We start from the raw sequence: 17,633 nt of genomic DNA, 5'->3' as shown, positions 1-17,633 counted from the left end.
CGAACCGGAGCGGCACGGTTGATCCGCGCGGACGAACCCGTCAGGCCGGCGTGACCGGAGCCAAGAACAGCCCGGTGACCGCGTCGATCAGGCCCGTCCCCGCGTCGTCCCAGGTCGCGCGCGGGGTCGGCGTGCCCTCGGCCAGCGCCCGCTCGCGCTCCGCCGTCATGTGGATCATCAGCTGCCGGGCCATGTCGCTCCGCTCGGCGCGCACGTCCGCGGGCAGCCCCGCCAAGCAGCGGTTGAGCCCCTCGACCGCGCGGGCGAGAGCCGGGGACGACAGGGACTCCTCCGCGATGATCGCCCGCAGGGCCGGGTCGGTCATCACCTGGGCGCTGAACCGGGCGAACCACGTCGGCGCACCCAGCTCGCGCAGGTACGTCGTGCTCGGGCGGACCAGGCAAGCCACCCATTCGCGCAGGCCGGCGCCGGCATCGCCGGCAACGGTGGCCTCGACCAGCTCGGCGCGCAGCCGCTCCATCGGCTCGGCGTGCTTGCGGACGATCGCGCGGACCAGGTCCACCTTCGTGCCGAAGTGGTAGTTGACGGCGGCGTTGTTGCCCTGCCCGGCGGCCTCGCTGATGTGCCGGTTGGACACCACCTGCACCCCGTGCTCGGCGAAGAGCCGCTCCGCCGTCACCAGGATGCTTTCCCGCGTCGCACTCGCGCGGGCCGCCTTCACGTTCATTTCGCAACCACCTGATCATCCACCGGCCCCCCACCTTACGGAGCCGTCCCCGCTGGCGAGAAACCGGCGGAGCGTGGCAGAACAGCCACTGGCCGCCCGGGCCGTGCGTTCCTAGCGTGGTCGATCATGATGGCCGTGCTCGCGCCGATCCTGATCGGCCTCCTCTACGTCGTGCTCAGCTCCCTGATCCCCGAGCCCCACCGCCGGAAGGTCAACGCCGTCCTGGTCGGCGGCGCGGGCGCGGCCTACCTCTCCGGCGGCGCGCTCGGGCCGTGGGAGCTGGTGTTCTGCGCGGTGATGACCTACGTCGCGTTCCGCGGGCTCGACTCGTGGACGTTCATCGGTGTCGGCTGGCTGCTGCACACCGCCTGGGACGTAGTCCACCACCTGAAGGGCCAGCCGATCCTGCCGTTCGCGCACGACTCGTCGTTCGGCTGCGCGTTCTGCGACCCGGTGATCGCGATCTGGTGCTTCACCGGCGGCCGGCCGGTCACCGGGTGGTTCCGGCGGGTTGGCGCGCCGGAGCCGCGGGTACCCGGCCGGACATGAGCACCGACGTCGAACGCGCCGCGCACGCCTTCTGCCCGCGGTGCCACCCGGACCCGCAGCCCGGTGAAGTGCTCATCGCGCTGTGCGGCGCCCGGCACCCCTACTACGGCCGCCGCGACCGGCCGGTGAACACGTGCCCCGCCTGTGTCCGGCTGGCCTCGGCGAACGTCTACGCCTGCGGCCACCCCGGCGGCTGAGAGGCGGTTGTGTGAGCGCGAACAACCGGCTAACGTGAATTTCGTTCACGTCACTGCCGGCTGTTCCCGCTCCCCCGCCACGGAAGGAACACCGCCTTGCGCAGAGTGTTCACCGCCTTCGCGGCCGCCGTCCTCGCCGCGTCCGGGCTCGCCGTCACCGCTCCCACCGCCCACGCCGCCGGCGGCACCTTCAGCGTGCTGTCCTACAACATCGCCGGGCTGCCCGAGGGCATCTCCAGCGCCCCCACCCCGCGCGCACCCGGCACGACGGCCATCGGGCAGCGCCTCGGCCCGTACGACCTGGTGCACGTCCAAGAGGACTTCAACTACCACGCGAACCTGTACGCGGCCGACGCCCATCCGTACCGGACGCCGACCAGCGGCGGCGCCGGGATCGGGAGCGGCCTGAACAGCCTGTCCGCCCTGCCCGTCGACGAGCTGGAGCGAGTCCGCTGGAACTCGTGCCAGTTCGACTCGGGCGACTGCCTGACGCCGAAGGGCTTCACCTTCACCCGCCTCCGGCTCGCCGAAGGCGTCTACGTCGACGCGTACAACATCCACACGAACGCGGGCACGAACGACGGCGACCAGGCTTCGCGCGCCGCGAACCTCGACCAGCTCACCGCCTACATCACCACGCACTCGGCGGGCAACGCCGTCGTGGTCATGGGCGACACCAACACGCGCTACACCCGGGCCGCCGACACGATCCGGGCGTTCGCCGCCGCCAACGGGCTCACCGACGCGTGGGTCCGGCTCGAACGCGGCGGCGTCCCGCCCGCGGCGGGCAGCGATCCCCTGCTGTGCAACGAAAACGCGGTCACCAACGCGTGCGAGATCGTCGACAAGGTGCTCTACCGCGGGAACAAGCAGATCTCCCTCGACGCGACCTACTACAACAACGAGCACACCGCGTTCCTCGACGCGTCCGGGGCGATGCTGTCGGACCACGACCCGGTGACCGTGCGGTTCGGCTGGACGGAAAACCCGGCGTTCCGCCTGAGCGACCGCTTCGGCGGCCCGCACGGCACGCCGTTCACCGACCTGGACCGGGTGCCGGCGGGCGGCCGCGCGACGACCTTGACGCTGAGCGCGGGCACCCGGGTCGACCGGATCGGCCTGACCCTGGCCGACGGCACGACGTCCGGTCACGGCGGCACCGGCGGCACCTCGCGGACCTACCCGCTGGCCGACGGCGAGTACGCGGTCTCGGCGGAACTGTGCCGAGGCAGCTACAACGGCCACACCCGGATCTTCTCCGCCCGCCTCACCACCAACCGCGGCGGCACGCTCGCCGGCGGCACGAAGACGTCGGACTGCACGACCGCCACCGCACCGGACGGCTGGCAGATCGCCGGCTTCCACGGCCGCGCGGGTGACGAAGTGGATCAGCTGGGGCTGATCTACACGCGGCGCTGATCCGTCCACGAAGGACCGGCCAGCGCGGGCAGCGCGGCCACCAGTGCGAGCCCGCGCGCGGCGGCCGCGACGAGGTACGGCGCCCGCAGCCCCAGCGCGTGGGCCACCAGCCCGCCGGCCAGGGTGCCGACCGGGAGCAGGCCCCAGCCGAGCAGCCGGTACGCGCTGGTGACCCGGCCGAGCAGGGCCGGCGGCACCAGCCGCTGCCGGAGACCGACGGTGACGATGTTCCACAGCGTCGTCGCGAACCCGTTCACCGCGAGGAACGCGCCGAGCACCACGGCGTCGCGGCTCAGGCCGATGCCCGCGAACGCGCCGATGTTCGCGACCAGCGCGGTCAGCACCGCCGGCCGGGAGCCGATCCGGGCCACGACGCGCGCGTTGACCAGGCCGCCGAGCACGCTGCCCAGCGCGGCCCCGGCGAGCAGCAGGCCGTAGCCGCGCGCGTCGAGGTGCACGACCCGGGTGGCGAGCAGGACGAGCGTCGCGAAGGCGAGCTGGCCGCAGAAGGCGTTGACACCCACCAGGATCGCGAGCGTGCGCAGCAGCCGGTGCCGCAGCAACCACGCCAGTCCTTCCCGGACGGCGGACCGGGTCCGGGCGCCCCGGTCCCGCCGGGGCAGCGTCGCCACCAGGACGGCGGACACCGCCAACGAGACGGCGTCGACACCGAACGGGAGTGCCGCCGAGACGCCGAACAGCAGGCTGCCCAGTGGCGGGCCGGCGAACTGCCCGGTGACCGTCGTGACCGCCTGCTGACGGCCGTTGGCGCGCGGCAGCAGCGGCTTCGCGACCAAGTCCGGCAGGATCGCCTGGGCCGCGGTGCCGAAGACGACGTCACCGGCGCCCAGCCCGAACGCCGTGACGACGAGGACCGGGATGCCGATCGCGCCGCAAGCGGTCAGGACGGCGGTCGCGCCGACCAGCACCGCCTGCACCGCCTGCGCGCGCCACATGAGGCCGGCCCGGTCGTGGCGGTCGGCCAGCGCACCGGCGGGCAGGGACAGCAGCAACCACGGCAGGTACGCCGCGGCCGACACGAGCGAGACGAGCCGCGGGTCGTGCGTGACCGTGACGGTCAGGAGGGGCACCGCCGCGGTGAACGCGCCGGTGCCGAGGTTGTCGATGCCGGTGGCCCACCACAGCCGCCGGTACGCCGTCGGCAGGGTCATGCGCCGAATCCTCGGGGCCCGAGCCGGGCCCGGACACGATTTAGCCCGGTGCTACATACTCGGCACGGTGGCCCTGACGATCGAACTCGACGTCGCGCAGCTCGCGGCGACCCGCTTCGCGATCTCGCCGCTGTCGGAGACGGTCGCGTGCCTGCAGCAGCTGGGCGGCCGCGAGCGGCAGGCGAGCGCGCTGCCGTGGCTGCGCTGGGCCGAGGACGAGCTCACCCGCGAGCCGCTGGACCTCCCGTGGACCTGGCCGCTGATCGTCAGCGGCCGGCCCAACTGGCCGGAGTTCCTGGTGCCCGCCCCGCGCGGCTCCGGTCCGTCCATCGAGGACGATCTGGCCGCGCTGCGGCGGACGACCGCGCGTCAGGTCCGGCGCAGCCTCGGGCGCGTGTTCGGGTCGGACCTCCGCGGCACCGTCGCCGAGCTGGCCGAGCGCCCGGCGGCCGGGCTGACGGCGATCGCCGCGGAGCTGCGGGAGGCGCACGACCGGCTGCTCGCCCCGCACTGGCCGAGGATCCGGGCCGTCCTCGACGCCGACGTCGCCCACCGCGCGCGGATGCTGGCCGCGGGCGGCGCCGAACGGCTGTTCGCCGGCCTGCACCCGGATTTGCGCTGGGACAACGGGAAGCTGCTGCTCGACGGCGACCGCCGGGTGAACCGGGGTCCCGGCGGCCTCGTCCTGATCCCGGTCGTGCTCGGCTGCCCGCACGTCCTGGTCAAGCGGAGCACGTCCACGCAGACGACGGTCCGCTACCCGGCCCGCGGCCGCGGCGCCCTGTGGACGGCCGGCACCCGCGCGCCATCGGGCGGCACGGTCCGGCTGCTCGGCCGCGCGCGGGCCGGGCTCCTCGAAGCGCTGCGCTCCCCCGCCACCACGACCGACCTGGCCCGCGCCCTCGGCGTGACACCCAGCGCGGTGTCGCAGCACCTGGCGGTCCTGCGGGAGAACGGGCTGGTCGAGCGGGAACGCTCCGGGCGCCAGGTGCTCTACCTGATCACCGCGCTCGGAGCGTCCCTGCTCGCCCGCTAACCCAGCGAGGACAGCGGGACCGCGAACACCGACCGGCCGCACGTCTGGCTCTGCGCCTGGCAGTCGGCCGTCGACCACTCCGACTGCGACCAGACCAGGCCGGTCGACCAGTCGTAGGTCAGCGCCTCCGGGTGGACCGCCCAGCAGGCGGACGTCGAACCGCAGGTCGCCGCCGTGCTCGCCGCGGTCGTCTGGGCCCAGAGCTGGCCGTTGATCGTCGCCGAGCTGTGGGCGACGTACCACTTGCCGTCGTGGGACAGGACGCCCTGCATGTTGCCGACCGAGCTGCGGAACGCCTCCGCCGCGGTCCCGGTGAGCAGGTAGTCCGTGCCCATCGGGAAGCGGTAGAGGCGGCCGTGGAGGCTCTGGTCGGAGAAGTACTCGGTCGTCACGATGCTGGCCGGGCTCGTGCTGCGGTCCAGGGAGATCGACGAGAAGCACGGCACGCCCGTGTCGGAGGCCATGCTGCAGGTCCCGCCCGCGTAGGTGTAGTAGCCGACCTGCATCATCGCGTACTTGTAGGTGTACGCGGCATATCCGGCCGAGGTCTTGCCGATCGCGTCCGACGTCGTGTCGGTCAGCTGCAGGATGTGCTTGGTGCTGAACACCCGGATCGCGGTCGAGGTGTTCCCGACGGCGGTGACGTAGATCTTGTCGCCGAGCCAGGCCATCCCGCCCATGTGGGCCTTCGCCGCGGAGAAGCTGCTGCCGGTGCTGTTCGGCACGGCGAGGTACATCATCCGGTGGGCGGCCGCGGCGGGGTCGTTGTAGTTGACCGCCTGGATCCGGGCGTCGTTGTACCGGCCGAGCGCGTCGGTGCCGTGCCAGCCGGACAGAATGACCTTGTCCGCGCCCCACATGCCGTCGTCGTCGGCGTCCCCGGAGGTCGTGATGCCCTGCGGGACCCAGGTCGTGCTGCCCGCGCGTTCGGAGTCCCAGCACAACGACTTCGTGGCGGCCGGCGCTTTGGGCAGCGCGGCCTTTTCGGCGCTCGTGCAGCCGGTCATGGCGTAGCTGGTGTCGTTGACGACGGTGTTGAGGCTGACGTTCGGCAGGGCGTTGTCGAGCGCGGTCAGCGCGGCGGCCGGCGTCGCGTGCCAGACCAGGTTCTGCTTGGTCGTGGTCGTCAGCGGATCGCTGTAGGCGGCACCGGCCGTCCCGGGCCATGCCAGTGCGCCGGCCACGACGGCCAGCGCGAGGAGGAGCACTTTCGGAGTTCGCATGGGTGGCATTGCGCCAGAGGCGGATCCAAATTTCGTACAACGCTCGTACTAGCCGGCCGCCGGTGGGTCGGCTCGGAGCCCTCCCGCATCCTGGTACGGCTGGCCGCCGTGCCCGGGATGCCCCGATAGTGGTCACGTGCTCACTTCCCGTGCTCCGCTCACCCCGCCCCGGGCCGAACGGGCCGGGGCGCGAGTGTCCTATCGGGACGCACTCGTCGCGACGCTCGCCGGCTACCGGCCGCTGCTGCTGGACCTCGTCGTGCCGGCCGGTCCGGCGCCGCGCGGCGGCCATCCGGTGGTGGTCTACCTCTACGGCGGCGCGCCGGCCGGCGGGTCGCACAAGCACAGCCTGCTCGGCGACCGCGTGACGGATCGGCTGGTGGCGGCCGGGTTCGCCGTCGCGCGGGCCCAGTACCGGCACGGGCGTGAAGCCCCTTTCCCCGCGCAGGTCCACGACGTGAAGGCCGCCGTGCGCTGGGTGCGTCACCACGCCGGCGAGCTGGACCTCGACGCCGGCCGCGTCGCGGCGTGGGGTCACTCGGCCGGCGGCTACCTGGCCGCGATGCTCGCCGTCACGGCGGACGACGCCGGCTTCGAAGGCGATCTCGGGATCACGGGCCCGCCGAGTCACGTCGGCGCCGCGATCGCCTGGAGCCCGCCGACGGACTTCACGCGCATCCCGCCGCCGCCGGCGGATTCCCCGTTGCACAGCAGCGGTCACGACCCGCACGACTGGCTCCCCGGGCCGACCGCGAGCCCGCTGCTCCACGCGTCGGCGACCGCGGCCCCGCTCCTGCTGGCCCACGGCACCGACGACGCCGGGATCCCCATCGCCCACAGCGAAGCACTGGTCTCGGCCTACTGGCGGGCCGGCGCCGACGCCGACCTGATCCGCCTCGACGGCGCGGGCCACTTCTACGGCGAACGCCGGCTCCAGCACGTCACCGACGCCGGGATCGCCTTCCTCCGCAACCACCTCACGGCGGAAGCTTGAGCGGCACCGCGGCCAGGGGCGGCGTGCCGGACGGCCACGCCTCAGCCCGGCTCAGCTCAGCCGACGATGTCGATCTCGAACGGCTCCGAGGCGCTGTACTCGAGGTCGGCCCACACCGCGCCCGGCAGGGAGAACCGGCGGTGGGACGTCAGGCGGTCGTCGTAGTTCGGGTCGGTCTTGGGGTTGTGCCCGACGCCCGTCTTGTCCGAGCCCCACGCGAAGATGTTGCCGACCCACATCGGCTTCGACACGCCTTGGCCGTTGATCCGCGGGCGGACGACGAGCGCGGCGCCGGCGCTGCCGGACAGGTTGAGCCGGACCGTGTTCTGCCCGGCGTTGGGCGGGGTGACGGTGATGCGTTCCATGAGCTCCACTTCCGGTTCAGCGGTCAGGGATCCGCCCGGCGAATCCACGCCGGGCCAGAAGTCGGCCACGACGGAGATGTCGATGCCGGGCGCGACGTCCAGCAGGTACTGCGCGGCGATCGCGCCGTCGGGGATTTCGGGTTTGCCGGTGGCCGTGGCGATCCAGTACAGCGGTGGCTCGACGCGCTGGGCCTTGAACGCGGCCTTCACCTTCGGCCAGGTCGACCGGTTGCAGTAGATGACGGGGTAGGCGAACCCCGACGCGCGCCGCCGCCGGGCCCAGCCCGGCGCTTCCTCCGGCGCGGCGTCGCCCGGCTCGACGTCCAGCACGTGCCCGTCATCGGTCGACGCCTTCTTGACGATCCGCACCTTGAGGGCGTCCGGGAAGAGCGCCCAGTCGGCGGCGGTCCACGGCGCCAGCCTGATCCGGTCGACGTACCCGGCCACCAGCGCGGGCCGACGGTCCTTCTTGAGGATGTTCCGCGCGGTGACGGCGTCATACATGGTGCGCATCTGCTTGCCTCGAAATCGTGGGGCGGCGGATATCGACGTATTCACGATCGCGGAAAGAGGATAACGCCACAACGGCGGAAAGGGCGCCTTTTCGGGCGGAATCGGCCCACCGAAAAGGCTCCACGGCCGGCGGCGGGCCCGGAAAGAACCGGACCCGCCCGCCGGCCGGGTCATTCTTCGCGCAGATTCTCCAGGTTCGTCGTCCGCCACAACGCGGGCAGTGTCAGCGCGGTGACGAACAGTACCGCCGCGATCGCGGTCGCCGCGAGGAGCGCGATCGCCGGCACGTCCGCCGCCATCGGCCGGTGCACCACGAACGTGAGCACCAGCCAGTCGAGGGCCAGCCCGGCCGGCACGGCGACGACCACCGCGACCGCCACCGGGATCGCCAGCTGCCACACCAGCGACCGGGCGAGCACGCCGCGCCCGGCGCCGTTCGCCGCCAGCGCGGCGAGGCTGCGCCGCCGTTCCCGCAGCTGCTCCCACGCGGCGACGAGCAGGCTGCCCGCGACGAACAGCAGCACCAGCACCGAACCGACCGACAGGACCCGGGTGATCAGCGCGGAGGTGCCGTCCCGCCCGGTGCCGAGCGAGTCCACCGATCCGTTCCACCCCACCACGTTCCGGACGCGCTCCACCAGGTCCGGGTCGGCGGTCGGCAGGGTCGCGTTCACCGTCAGCCCGACCCCGGACGCCGTCGCCAGCGCGCCCGGGGTGACGAGCAGCTCCAGCCCGCCGTCCCCGTACACCGGCACGCGGTGCACCTCCGGCAGCGTCCACTGGGGACGGTCGATCGCGCGGGCGCGGCGGACCTCGGAGAACCACACGTGATCCCCCTGCCCGGGCACCCGGTCGGCGAGGGTCGCCGCGGCGTAGACGTCGCCGTCGCGGCAGTCCGCGATCCGCGCGCGGGCCCGCAGCGCCGGGCAGCTCTCGACGACGGCGGAGACGCGGTCCCCCGCCGCGGTCTCGAGCAGGGCGCCGGTCCGCACCGGGACGCCGCCCAGCCCGGGCAGCGCGTGGAAGGCGGCGGCGAACGCGTCGCCGTCGGCGACGCTCGTGGCGTAGTAGGTCGCGAGCACCCGGATTTGCCGCGGCACGGGACGTTCGCTCTCGGCGCGGTCGTAGACCCCTTGCAGCGCAATGGATCCGGCCAGCACCACGGCGACGCCGCTGACCAGGCGCGCCGCCGTCGCGCTGTCCAGCTGCAGGCGGCGGACGGCCAGCAGCCAGGCCGGCGAACCGCCGCCGAGCAGGCCCGCGACCCGCTCGACCACCCACGGCAGCACGAGGGGCACGGCCGTGAGGACGAGCACGACGCCGACGATCACGGCGGGGTTGCCGGCGCCGTCGCCGTCGCCGCCCAGGCCGGTCAGCAGCAACACGCCGCCCGTGACGGCGGGGAACAGGCGCCACGCCAGCTTCCGCCGGCTCCGCGTCCCCCGCCGCTCGACGCCCAGCGGCTCGATGACGACGGGCCGCAGCGCGACCACGGCGGCCGCGCACGCCAGCAGCGGCAGCGCCAGCAGGGCCGGGACGCCGAGCCGCCAGTCGGGGACGACGTCGGTGCCGAAGAGACCGCCGCGGAAGGCGTCCACGGTGATCGCCGGGACGAGGACGCGGATGAGCTGGAACATCACCAGGCCGGCGAGCAGGCCGGCGAACGAACCGAGCAGCGCCTCGCCGGCCGCGATCCGGTGCACCTGGCCGCGGTCCGCGCCGACCAGGCGCAGCGCGGCGAGCCGCCGGTCCCGGGCCGCCGCCGCGAGCCGGGTGCTGGTGACGACGAAGACGAACACCGGCACCAGGCAGGTCGTCGCACCCACCACGACCAGCAGCAGCTCGAGCGAGGACAGCGGACGTCGGGAGGTCTCGTACCCGAACCGGCCGACCAGGACGGTGTCCGGCTGCTGCGCGACGGTGTCGGAGCCGATGTAGAAGAACAGTTCGTTCGGGCCGGTGAGCCCGGCGTCGCCGATGGTGCCGATCACCCGCTGCGAAAGCCGCGAGCGCAACAGCTCGCCGTCCGGCGACCGCAGCAGCTCCGCCAGTGCCGGGGACAGCACGGCCTCCCCCGGCCCCGGCAACCGGGCCACGCCCGGCGCGGCGGGCGGGTGCGGGCCGGTGAGCTGCACCAGGGCGCCCTGCAGGCCGCGGCCCCGGAACTCGTCGTTCCGGGTGACGGCGTGGATCGGGTCGACGCCTTCGGCGGCCGTCCCCGGGGCGAGGACGCGCGAGCTCGCCCGGTCGTCGCGGGCACCGAGCAGGTGCGGCACCGACGTCGCGGTGAGCAGGACGGCGACGCCGAGCCCGACGCCGACCGCCGTCAACGTGAGCCGCACCAGCGCGGTCCGCGCCCCGCCGCCGCCCAGCGCGAGGCGCATCCCGAGGGCGAGGTCGGCCACCCAGCGGCGGATCACCCGATCACCTCGAGCTCCCGCGTCCGGCCGTCGCGGACGACGACCTCGCGGTCGGAGTAGGCCGCGACGCGGGGTTCGTGCGTCACCAGGACCACCGCCGCGTCCCGGTCGCGCGCCGCTGTGGTCAGCAGCTGCATGACCTGCTCGCCGTTGAGCGAGTCGAGGGCGCCCGTCGGCTCGTCGGCGAAGACGACGCGCGGCCCGGTCACGAGCGCGCGGGCCATCGCCACGCGCTGACCCTGGCCACCCGACACCTCGCCCGGCCGCTTGCCGGCCACGTCGGCCAGGCCGAGCTCGCCCAGCATGTCCCGCGCCCGCCGGGCCGCGACCCGGCCGCGCTCGCCGTTGAGCCGCAGCGGCAGGGCCACGTTCTCCAGGCAGGTCAGCTCCGGAACGAGCCTGCCGAACTGGAAGACGAACCCGAAGTCGGTGCGGCGCAACGCCGAGCGCGCGCGGTCGGACAGCAACGCGAGGTCGGCGCCCTGGTAGCGGACCGCGCCGGCATCCGGCCGGACGATCCCGGCCAGGCAGTGCAGCAGCGTCGACTTGCCCGCCCCCGACGGGCCCATCAGCGCCACGACCTCCCCCGCGCGCACCCGCAGGCTCGCCGACGTCAGCGCGTCCGTGGCGCCGTAGGCCTTCCGCACCTCGGCGGCCTCCAGCAGGACGTCCCCCGGGGTGGTCACGCGATCTCCTTCGCCAGCTGGTCGAGCCGGGCCGCGGTCAGCTCCAGCCAGCGGAGGTCGGCCTCCAGGTGGAACAGCGCGTGGTCGCAGACCAGCTGGTCGACGAGGTCGCCCCGGGTCTTGCGGCGGGTCAGCTCGCGCATGGCGTCGAGGTGGGCCGAGCGCTGGACGTCGAGGACGTCGGCGGCGGGACGGCCGGAGAGCAGGGCGAGCACGACCTTGGTGTAGAGCGTGTTCTGCAGGTAGGCCTCCGGCTTCTCCGGGGTCGCCAGCCAGCTGCCGACGTCGGCGACCCCCGCGTCGGTGATCGCGTAGCGCTTGCGCTCGGGACCGCCGCCGGCCTCGATGCCGTCGGCCTCGACGAGTCCCTGCTTGAGCAGCCGGGCCAGGGTCGAATAGACCTGGCCGTAGTGGACGCGGCGGTCGTGCCCGAACCGGTCGTCGTAAGCGCGTTTCAGGTCGTAGCCGTGCCGGGGGCCGTTCTCGAGCAGCCCGAGCAGGGTGTGTCCGAATGACATGCGGGCGACTGTACACGCAGTGTATAGCTACGGTTTATACACCCCGTGCATAGTGATCACCCGAGGATGGGCCAGCCGTGTGCATTTCCGGTCCGAGGTGTAACAACGATCGGACTTCCGGCGCCATAGGGGACGGTCCCGGTCCCCCGCGCACCTGGAGTTCGAGTGATGCTCTTCCGTCGTCCCCTGTTCCCCCGAAGATCACGACGCGCCCTGGCCACCGCGGTGGTCGTGCCGCTCGCCGGTGCGCTGGCCGTCGCCGTCGCCACCCCCGCCGGGGCCGTGCCCACCGGGTTCACCGACACCGTCGCGATCGGGGGCCTGACCTCGCCGACCGCCGCGGCGTTCGCCCCCGACGGGCGGGTCTTCGTCGCCGAGAAGAGCGGCCTGGTCAAGGTCTTCGACTCCCTCGCCGACCCGACCGCGACCGTGTTCGCCGACCTGCGGACCCCGACCCAGGACTTCTGGGACCGCGGCCTGCTCGGCCTGGCCGTCGACCCCGCGTTCCCCGCCCGGCCGTACGTCTACGTCTCCTACACCCTCGACGCCCTGCCGGGCGGGACCGCGCCGCAGTGGGGCGACGCCTGCCCGACCCCGCCGGGCGCGACCGACCAGGGCTGCGTCGTCACCGGCCGGATCTCCCGGCTCACCATGGGCCCGGACGGCACCGCCGTCAGCGAGAAGCCCCTCGTGACCGGCTGGTGCCAGCAGTTCCCCAGTCACTCGGTGGGCGCGCTGGCCTTCGGCCCGGACGGCGCCCTGTACGCGGGCGGCGGGGACGGCGCCAGCTTCAACTTCGCCGACTACGGCCAGGTCGGCAACCCCTGCGCCGACCCACCGTCCCCCGCCGGCACGAACCTCGCCCCGCCGAACGCCGAAGGCGGCGCGCTGCGGTCCCAGTCGCCGCGCCGCGCGGCCGGGCAGCCGGTGCTGCTCAACGGCACGCTCCTGCGCCTCGACCCCGACACCGGGGACGGGCTGCCCGGCAACCCGTTCGCCGGCAGCTCCGACGCCAACGCCCGGCGCGTGATCGCCTACGGCGCGCGCAACCAGTTCCGGTTCGGGTTCCGGCCCGGCACGAGGGAGCTGTGGGCCGGGGACGTCGGCTGGAACACCTGGGAGGAGATCAACCGCGTCGCGAACGCCGGGGACGCGGTGGCGGAGAACTTCGGCTGGCCCTGCTTCGAAGGCACCGCGCGGCAAGCGGGCTACGACGGCGCGAACCTCGACCGCTGCGAATCCCTGTACACCGCGGGCGGGCAGGCGGCGCCGTTCTACGCCTACAACCACAACGCCAAGGTCGTGGCGGGCGATCCCTGTCCCACCGGCGGCTCGTCGATCAGCGGGATCGCCTTCGAGTCGGGCAGCAACTACCCCGCCGCGTACGCCGGCGCGCTGTTCTTCGCCGACTCGTCACGCGGCTGCATCTGGGCGATGCAGACGGCGAACGGCCAGCCCAGCCCGAGCCGCCTGGTCCCGTTCGTGACCGGCGCGAACACGCCGGTACAGGTGCTGACCGGCCCCGGCGGCGACGTCTTCTACGTCGCGCTCGGCAGCGGCGAGCTCCGGCGCGTGAGCTACCCCGGCGGTACCAACCGCCCGCCGGTCGCGTCGGCCACTGCGACGCCGTCGAGCGGCCCCGCCCCGCTGACCGTCCGGTTCGACGGCACCGGGTCCACCGACCCGGACGCCGGTGACACCCTGACCTACGCCTGGGACCTCGACGCCGACGGCGCGTACGACGACTCGGCGGCGCCGGACCCGACCTGGACCTACACCACGGCCGCGGCGGTCGACGCCGGACTGCGGGTGACCGACTCCCACGGCGCGACGGCCACCACGACGGTCCGGGTGACGGCCGGGACGCCCGCCGGGCTCGACCCGGTGCCGGTGGTCGACGCGCCCGCCGCGTCGCTGACGTGGTCGGTGGGCCAGACCGTGTCGTTCTCCGGCCGGGCGATCGACGCCCAGGACGGCGAACTGCCGCCCTCGGCGCTGTCCTGGCGGCTCGCGATCCGGCACTGCGCGGCCAACGGCACCTGCCACACGCACACCGTCCAGGACTTCCCGGGCGTCGCCGCGGGCACGTTCGTCGCACCGGACCACGAGTACCCGTCGTACCTGCAGCTCACCTTGACGGCGACGGACTCGACCGGCCGAACCGGCGCCAAGACCGTCGACCTGCAGCCGAAGACGGTGGCGCTGACCTTCACGTCGAGCCCGGACCAGGCGCTGCTCACGGTCGGCGGGACGCAGCAGCGCACGCCGTTCTCGCGGACGGTGATCGCCGGCTCGACCAACTCGATCAGCGCGGACAGCCCGCAGAACCTGCCGCCGCTCAACCTGAAGTACGCCTTCTCGAGCTGGGCGCACGGCGGGGCGCGGACGCAGAACATCGTCGCCCCGGCGACGGCCGCGACCTACCAGGCGAAGTACCGGCTCTGCTGGCTGCTGCAGCCCTGCTGACCGGGTGGCCCGGCCCCCGACCGCGGGGCCGGGTCAGCTCGTGGGCACCTTCGTCTTCTCCGCCTGCTTCGACTCTTTCGCCGCCTGCTTCGACTCCTTGGCGGCTTGCTTCGACTCCTTCGCGGCCTGCTTGGATTCCTTGGCCGCTTGCTTGTCCGTGGTGGTCTTCCCGTCGGCTCCGGTCGTCACGACCTGCTCCTCGGCCGCCGGCTCTGCCGCGGACGACTCCGGTGCGGGCGGTGCCGACGTGAGCTGCGCTTCGGAGGTCGGCCGCTGGTCGCCGCCGCCCGGGACACCCGCCGCGCGCGGCGTTCCCACCGGCTGCGTGGTCGCTCCGTCCGCGCCGGTCGCCGGGGGCGGCGGTGCCACGTCGGAGCTGCTCGCGCCGATGGTCACCGTCGTGACCAGTGCCGCGCTCGCGACGGCCACCTTCGCCGCCGTGGCCCACGAAAGCACCGAGGCCCCGGTGCTCGCGGCGGCCCCGGACGAGGCAAGGGAGCCGGTGGTGGTCAGCCAGTGCGTCACGAGCGGGATGCCCAGGATCAGCGGGGCGACGGTGGCGGGCAGTTCTTCGTTGAGCTCACGGAGGCCGGTGGCCAGCTTCCGGCAGTCCGGGCAGCGGTCCAGGTGGGTCGTGATCCGGTGCGCCTTGTGGTCCCCGACGCCGTCGCGGACCCAGCGGGAGAGCTGGCCCGAGACGATCCGGCAGTTGCGCCGCCGGGCTTCCGGGATGTGCTGGTCCAGGTACGCCTGCCGCAGCCCTTCCCGGGCGCGGTAGGCCAGCGCGGCGACGCCGTTCGGCGTCATCCCGAAGTCCTCGGCGATCTTGGCGGGCGAGTCGCCCTCGATCTCGGTCCGCCACAGCACCGCCCGCCACCGCTCGGGCAGGCTCGCGAACGCGCCCGCGGCGACGGTGCCGTGCAGCCGGCTGTCCACCGGCTCGTCACTGCCCTCGCTCGGCAGGACGTCCGGCACCTCGGCCACCAGCGAGACGGCCGAGTCGCGCCGGCGCCAGCTGATCAGCGTGTTCCGGATCGTCGTCAGGAGGTACGGGCGGAATTCTTCGTCCGGACCCTCGCCCGCACGCAGAATCCGCAGTACGCGGGTGAATCCTTCGGCGATGAGGTCGTCGCGTTCCGCCTCGCCCGACGCGATCGTGGCCGCCACGCGGCGGGCCGCGACCAGGTGCCGGTCGTAAAGCCGGCCGTACGCGGCGATGTCGCCACCGCGGACCGCCTGGATCAGAACCGCGTCGCTCGGGACGTCCGCCGTCTCCGCCACCGCCGGTGCCACCTCGGTCACCCGCACCTCCCCCTTTGCTCGTGCGCTTGCACGTGCATAACGTCACGCGATAGTCGTCCACCCGGAGGCCCGGCGCAAGGTCTCGGCGCGGAAAGCCCTTTTTCTTCTGCGGTGAGCATCCCGGACCCGCGTCTGTCAGGTAAGTGAGCATTCCGGCCCGGTTTCGTCCCGGTGCCACGACGGGTCGTTGCCGCGGCGTTACCGGACCGGAAGGGCGAAGGGCGGTGGCCATCGTATCAGTGTCCGATGTGGACGGTCCCGCCGTCTCCCCGTCGCACAAGCACTTCCCGCGACCACCTATGCGAACGCTGTTCAACCGGATCGCCGGATCTGCGACGGGCTCGGTCCGGCAGGACACAGCGCGTAGGCCACCCCATCCCATGAAACCTGTTCCACCGAAGCAGGAGCCGGACACCCCTTGCCCCGTGCGGGTATAGTGCCGAAAACAGTAACGTGTTCTAGTATTGTGCCGTGGAAGGGACCGGGATGGACGAGCAGGCGATGCGGTATCCGAACCACCTCGGGCATCTGGTCGTCTCCGCCCTGAAGCGCCACCGGGACGCGCCGGTGATGGTGCTGGGCGAGACCACGATGACCGGGGGCGGGACCGCCGAGCAGGTCAGCCAGTACGCCCAGGCGTTCGAGGAGCTCGGGGCCGGCACCGGGGCGGCGGTGGCGCTGCTGTCGCTGAACCGCCCCGAGGTCCTGCTGATCATCGCGGCCGGCCAGATGCAGGGGTCGCGGCGGACGGCGCTGCACCCGCTCGGCTCGCTCGACGACCACGCCTACATCCTCGGCGACGCCGGGATCACCACGCTGATCATCGACCCGGTGCCGATGTTCGTCGAGCGCGCGCTCGGCCTGCTGGACAAGGTGCCGGGGCTGACCCAGGTGCTCACCATCGGGCCGGTGCCCGAGCAGCTCGCCCACGTCGGCACGGACCTGACCGCGACCGCCGCGAAGTTCGACCCCCGTCCGCTCGCCCCCGCCGACCTGCCGCCGGACCAGGTCGTCTCGATCACCTACACCGGCGGGACGACCGGCAAGCCCAAGGGCGTCATGGGCACCGCGCAGGCGATGGCGACGATGACGCAGATCCAGCTCGCCGAGTGGGAGTGGCCCGAGGCGCCGAAGTTCCTCATCTGCACGCCGCTTTCCCACGCCGGCGCGGCGTTCTTCGCGCCGACACTGCTGAAGGGCGGGTCCCTGGTCGTCGTGCCGAAGTTCGACCCGGCCGGCGTCCTGCGGATCATCGAGGAGGAGCGGATCACGGCGACCATGCTGGTGCCGACCATGCTCTACGCCCTGATGGACCACCCCGACTCGCGCACGCGCGACCTGTCGTCGCTGCAGACGGTGTACTACGGGGCGGCGTCGATCAACCCGGTGCGGCTACGCGAGGCGATCGACCGGTTCGGGCCGATCTTCGCGCAGTACTACGGCCAGTCCGAGGCCCCGATGGCGATCAGCTACCTGGCGAAGGGCGACCACGACGACGCACGGCTGTCCTCGTGCGGACGGCCGTCGGCCTTCCTGCGCACGGCACTGCTCGATGCCGACGGCAACCCGGTCGCGCCCGGCGAACCCGGCGAGATCTGCGTGGCCGGCCCGCTGCTGGCGGCGGGTTACTGGAACCTCCCGGAGGTGACGGCGGAGACGTTCCGCGACGGCTGGCTCCACACCGGCGACGTCGCCCGCGAGGACGAGGACGGCTTCTGGTTCATCGTCGACCGCGTCAAGGACATGATCGTGACGGGCGGGTTCAACGTGTTCCCCCGCGAGGTGGAGGACGTGGTGGCGGAGCACCCGGCGATCGCCCAGGTGGGCGTGATCGGCACCCCGGACGACAAGTGGGGCGAAGCGGTGACGGCGGTGGTGGTCCTGCGCCCGGACACGCCCGCCGACGAAGCCGCCGTCGAGAAGCTGACGGGCGAGATCCAGGCGGCGGTGCGCGAGCGGAAGGGCCCGGTGCACGTGCCGAAGCAGGTGATCGTGGCGGCGTCGCTGCCGATGACGGGACTGGGGAAGCCGGACAAGAAGGCGTTGCGAGCCCAGTACCAGCCCAAGGGAGCGAGCGTGTAGGGC

Annotated in this window: 15 protein-coding genes; 7 read left to right on the top strand and 8 right to left on the bottom strand. The window is 73.2% G+C overall.

What is annotated here, in order from left to right; translation table 11 throughout:
- Positions 1–40: 40 nt before the first annotated feature.
- On the bottom strand, positions 41–688 hold the full coding sequence (locus tag AA23TX_RS36245) for a TetR/AcrR family transcriptional regulator (RefSeq protein WP_155547185.1): 648 nt from the start codon (positions 686–688) through the stop codon (positions 41–43).
- Positions 689–814: 126 nt separating this feature from the next.
- Here AA23TX_RS36245 and AA23TX_RS36240 point away from each other — a divergent pair, with 126 nt between their 5' ends.
- From AA23TX_RS36240 to AA23TX_RS36230, 3 genes are all read left to right on the top strand, one after another.
- On the top strand, positions 815–1,237 hold the full coding sequence (locus AA23TX_RS36240; RefSeq protein WP_155547184.1) for a DUF6010 family protein: 423 nt from the start codon (positions 815–817) through the stop codon (positions 1,235–1,237).
- A complete protein-coding gene (locus AA23TX_RS36235; RefSeq protein ID WP_155547183.1) occupies positions 1,234–1,434 on the top strand; it encodes a hypothetical protein in 201 nt (66 codons plus the stop codon). The genes AA23TX_RS36240 and AA23TX_RS36235 overlap by 4 nt, the downstream gene beginning before the upstream one ends.
- Positions 1,435–1,539: 105 nt before the next feature.
- Positions 1,540–2,853, top strand: a complete 1,314-nt coding sequence (locus AA23TX_RS36230) for a jacalin-like lectin (protein ID WP_230862976.1) — start codon at positions 1,540–1,542, stop codon at positions 2,851–2,853.
- Here the strand turns inward: AA23TX_RS36230 and AA23TX_RS36225 are convergent.
- Positions 2,838–4,025 (bottom strand): MFS transporter, encoded by a 1,188-nt coding sequence (locus AA23TX_RS36225; RefSeq protein ID WP_155547181.1) that lies wholly within the window; start codon positions 4,023–4,025, stop codon positions 2,838–2,840. The genes AA23TX_RS36230 and AA23TX_RS36225 overlap by 16 nt on opposite strands.
- 67 nt (positions 4,026–4,092) lie before the next feature.
- Between AA23TX_RS36225 and AA23TX_RS36220 the strand changes: the two genes are divergently transcribed.
- Positions 4,093–5,061, top strand: coding sequence for an ArsR/SmtB family transcription factor (locus tag AA23TX_RS36220; RefSeq protein WP_230862926.1), 969 nt, complete (start codon positions 4,093–4,095; stop codon positions 5,059–5,061).
- Here AA23TX_RS36220 and AA23TX_RS36215 read toward each other — a convergent pair.
- Complete coding sequence (locus AA23TX_RS36215; RefSeq protein ID WP_230862925.1) at positions 5,058–6,284, bottom strand: hypothetical protein; 1,227 nt, start codon at positions 6,282–6,284, stop codon at positions 5,058–5,060. The two genes, AA23TX_RS36220 and AA23TX_RS36215, sit on opposite strands and share 4 nt — an antisense overlap.
- 136 nt (positions 6,285–6,420) lie before the next feature.
- On the opposite strand from AA23TX_RS36215, the gene AA23TX_RS36210 reads away from it, so the two are divergent.
- The gene (locus AA23TX_RS36210) at positions 6,421–7,278 is read left to right on the top strand and encodes an alpha/beta hydrolase fold domain-containing protein (RefSeq protein ID WP_155547180.1); all 858 of its coding nucleotides are present in this window, start codon (positions 6,421–6,423) and stop codon (positions 7,276–7,278) included.
- Positions 7,279–7,334: 56 nt separating this feature from the next.
- Here the strand turns inward: AA23TX_RS36210 and AA23TX_RS36205 are convergent, their stop codons facing one another.
- The 4 genes from AA23TX_RS36205 to AA23TX_RS36190 all read right to left on the bottom strand — a co-directional run bounded on the left by AA23TX_RS36205 (position 7,335) and on the right by AA23TX_RS36190 (position 11,780).
- Positions 7,335–8,156 (bottom strand): hypothetical protein, encoded by an 822-nt coding sequence (locus AA23TX_RS36205; RefSeq protein ID WP_155547179.1) that lies wholly within the window; start codon positions 8,154–8,156, stop codon positions 7,335–7,337.
- Positions 8,157–8,326: 170 nt separating this feature from the next.
- Positions 8,327–10,576, bottom strand: a complete 2,250-nt coding sequence (locus tag AA23TX_RS36200; RefSeq protein ID WP_155547178.1) for an FtsX-like permease family protein — start codon at positions 10,574–10,576, stop codon at positions 8,327–8,329.
- Positions 10,573–11,262: an ABC transporter ATP-binding protein gene (locus AA23TX_RS36195; RefSeq protein ID WP_155547177.1), complete on the bottom strand. Its 690-nt coding sequence runs from the start codon at positions 11,260–11,262 to the stop codon at positions 10,573–10,575. The genes AA23TX_RS36200 and AA23TX_RS36195 overlap by 4 nt, the downstream gene beginning before the upstream one ends.
- Positions 11,259–11,780 (bottom strand): PadR family transcriptional regulator, encoded by a 522-nt coding sequence (locus AA23TX_RS36190; RefSeq protein WP_155547176.1) that lies wholly within the window; start codon positions 11,778–11,780, stop codon positions 11,259–11,261. The genes AA23TX_RS36195 and AA23TX_RS36190 overlap by 4 nt, the downstream gene beginning before the upstream one ends.
- A gap of 168 nt (positions 11,781–11,948) precedes the next feature.
- Here AA23TX_RS36190 and AA23TX_RS36185 point away from each other — a divergent pair, with 168 nt between their 5' ends.
- Positions 11,949–14,246: a PQQ-dependent sugar dehydrogenase gene (locus AA23TX_RS36185; RefSeq protein ID WP_277875446.1), complete on the top strand. Its 2,298-nt coding sequence runs from the start codon at positions 11,949–11,951 to the stop codon at positions 14,244–14,246.
- Positions 14,247–14,279: 33 nt separating this feature from the next.
- Here AA23TX_RS36185 and AA23TX_RS36180 read toward each other — a convergent pair whose 3' ends face one another.
- Positions 14,280–15,548 carry a sigma-70 family RNA polymerase sigma factor gene (locus AA23TX_RS36180; protein ID WP_155547175.1) on the bottom strand — a complete coding sequence of 423 codons (1,269 nt, stop codon included), beginning with the start codon at positions 15,546–15,548 and terminating at the stop codon, positions 14,280–14,282.
- Positions 15,549–16,019: 471 nt separating this feature from the next.
- Between AA23TX_RS36180 and fadD8 the strand changes: the two genes are divergently transcribed.
- A complete protein-coding gene (gene fadD8, locus AA23TX_RS36175; RefSeq protein WP_230862924.1) occupies positions 16,020–17,630 on the top strand; it encodes a fatty-acid--CoA ligase FadD8 in 1,611 nt (536 codons plus the stop codon).
- Positions 17,631–17,633: the final 3 nt, after the last annotated feature.

The organism is Amycolatopsis camponoti (genome assembly GCF_902497555.1).
GTDB classification, from domain to species: domain Bacteria; phylum Actinomycetota; class Actinomycetes; order Mycobacteriales; family Pseudonocardiaceae; genus Amycolatopsis; species Amycolatopsis camponoti.
This window is presented reverse-complemented; position numbering and strand designations above follow the sequence as displayed.

Excerpts from the sequence above, each read along its gene's own strand:
- AA23TX_RS36245 (WP_155547185.1), bottom strand. The coding sequence starts at position 688 with ATGAACGTGAAGGCGGCCCGCGCGAGTGCGACGCGGGAAAGCATCCTG.
- AA23TX_RS36240 (WP_155547184.1), top strand. The coding sequence starts at position 815 with ATGATGGCCGTGCTCGCGCCGATCCTGATCGGCCTCCTCTACGTCGTG.
- AA23TX_RS36235 (WP_155547183.1), top strand. The coding sequence starts at position 1,234 with ATGAGCACCGACGTCGAACGCGCCGCGCACGCCTTCTGCCCGCGGTGC.
- AA23TX_RS36225 (WP_155547181.1), bottom strand. The coding sequence starts at position 4,025 with ATGACCCTGCCGACGGCGTACCGGCGGCTGTGGTGGGCCACCGGCATC.
- AA23TX_RS36215 (WP_230862925.1), bottom strand. The coding sequence starts at position 6,284 with ATGCGAACTCCGAAAGTGCTCCTCCTCGCGCTGGCCGTCGTGGCCGGC.
- AA23TX_RS36205 (WP_155547179.1), bottom strand. The coding sequence starts at position 8,156 with ATGCGCACCATGTATGACGCCGTCACCGCGCGGAACATCCTCAAGAAG.
- AA23TX_RS36190 (WP_155547176.1), bottom strand. The coding sequence starts at position 11,780 with ATGTCATTCGGACACACCCTGCTCGGGCTGCTCGAGAACGGCCCCCGG.
- AA23TX_RS36185 (WP_277875446.1), top strand. The coding sequence starts at position 11,949 with ATGCTCTTCCGTCGTCCCCTGTTCCCCCGAAGATCACGACGCGCCCTG.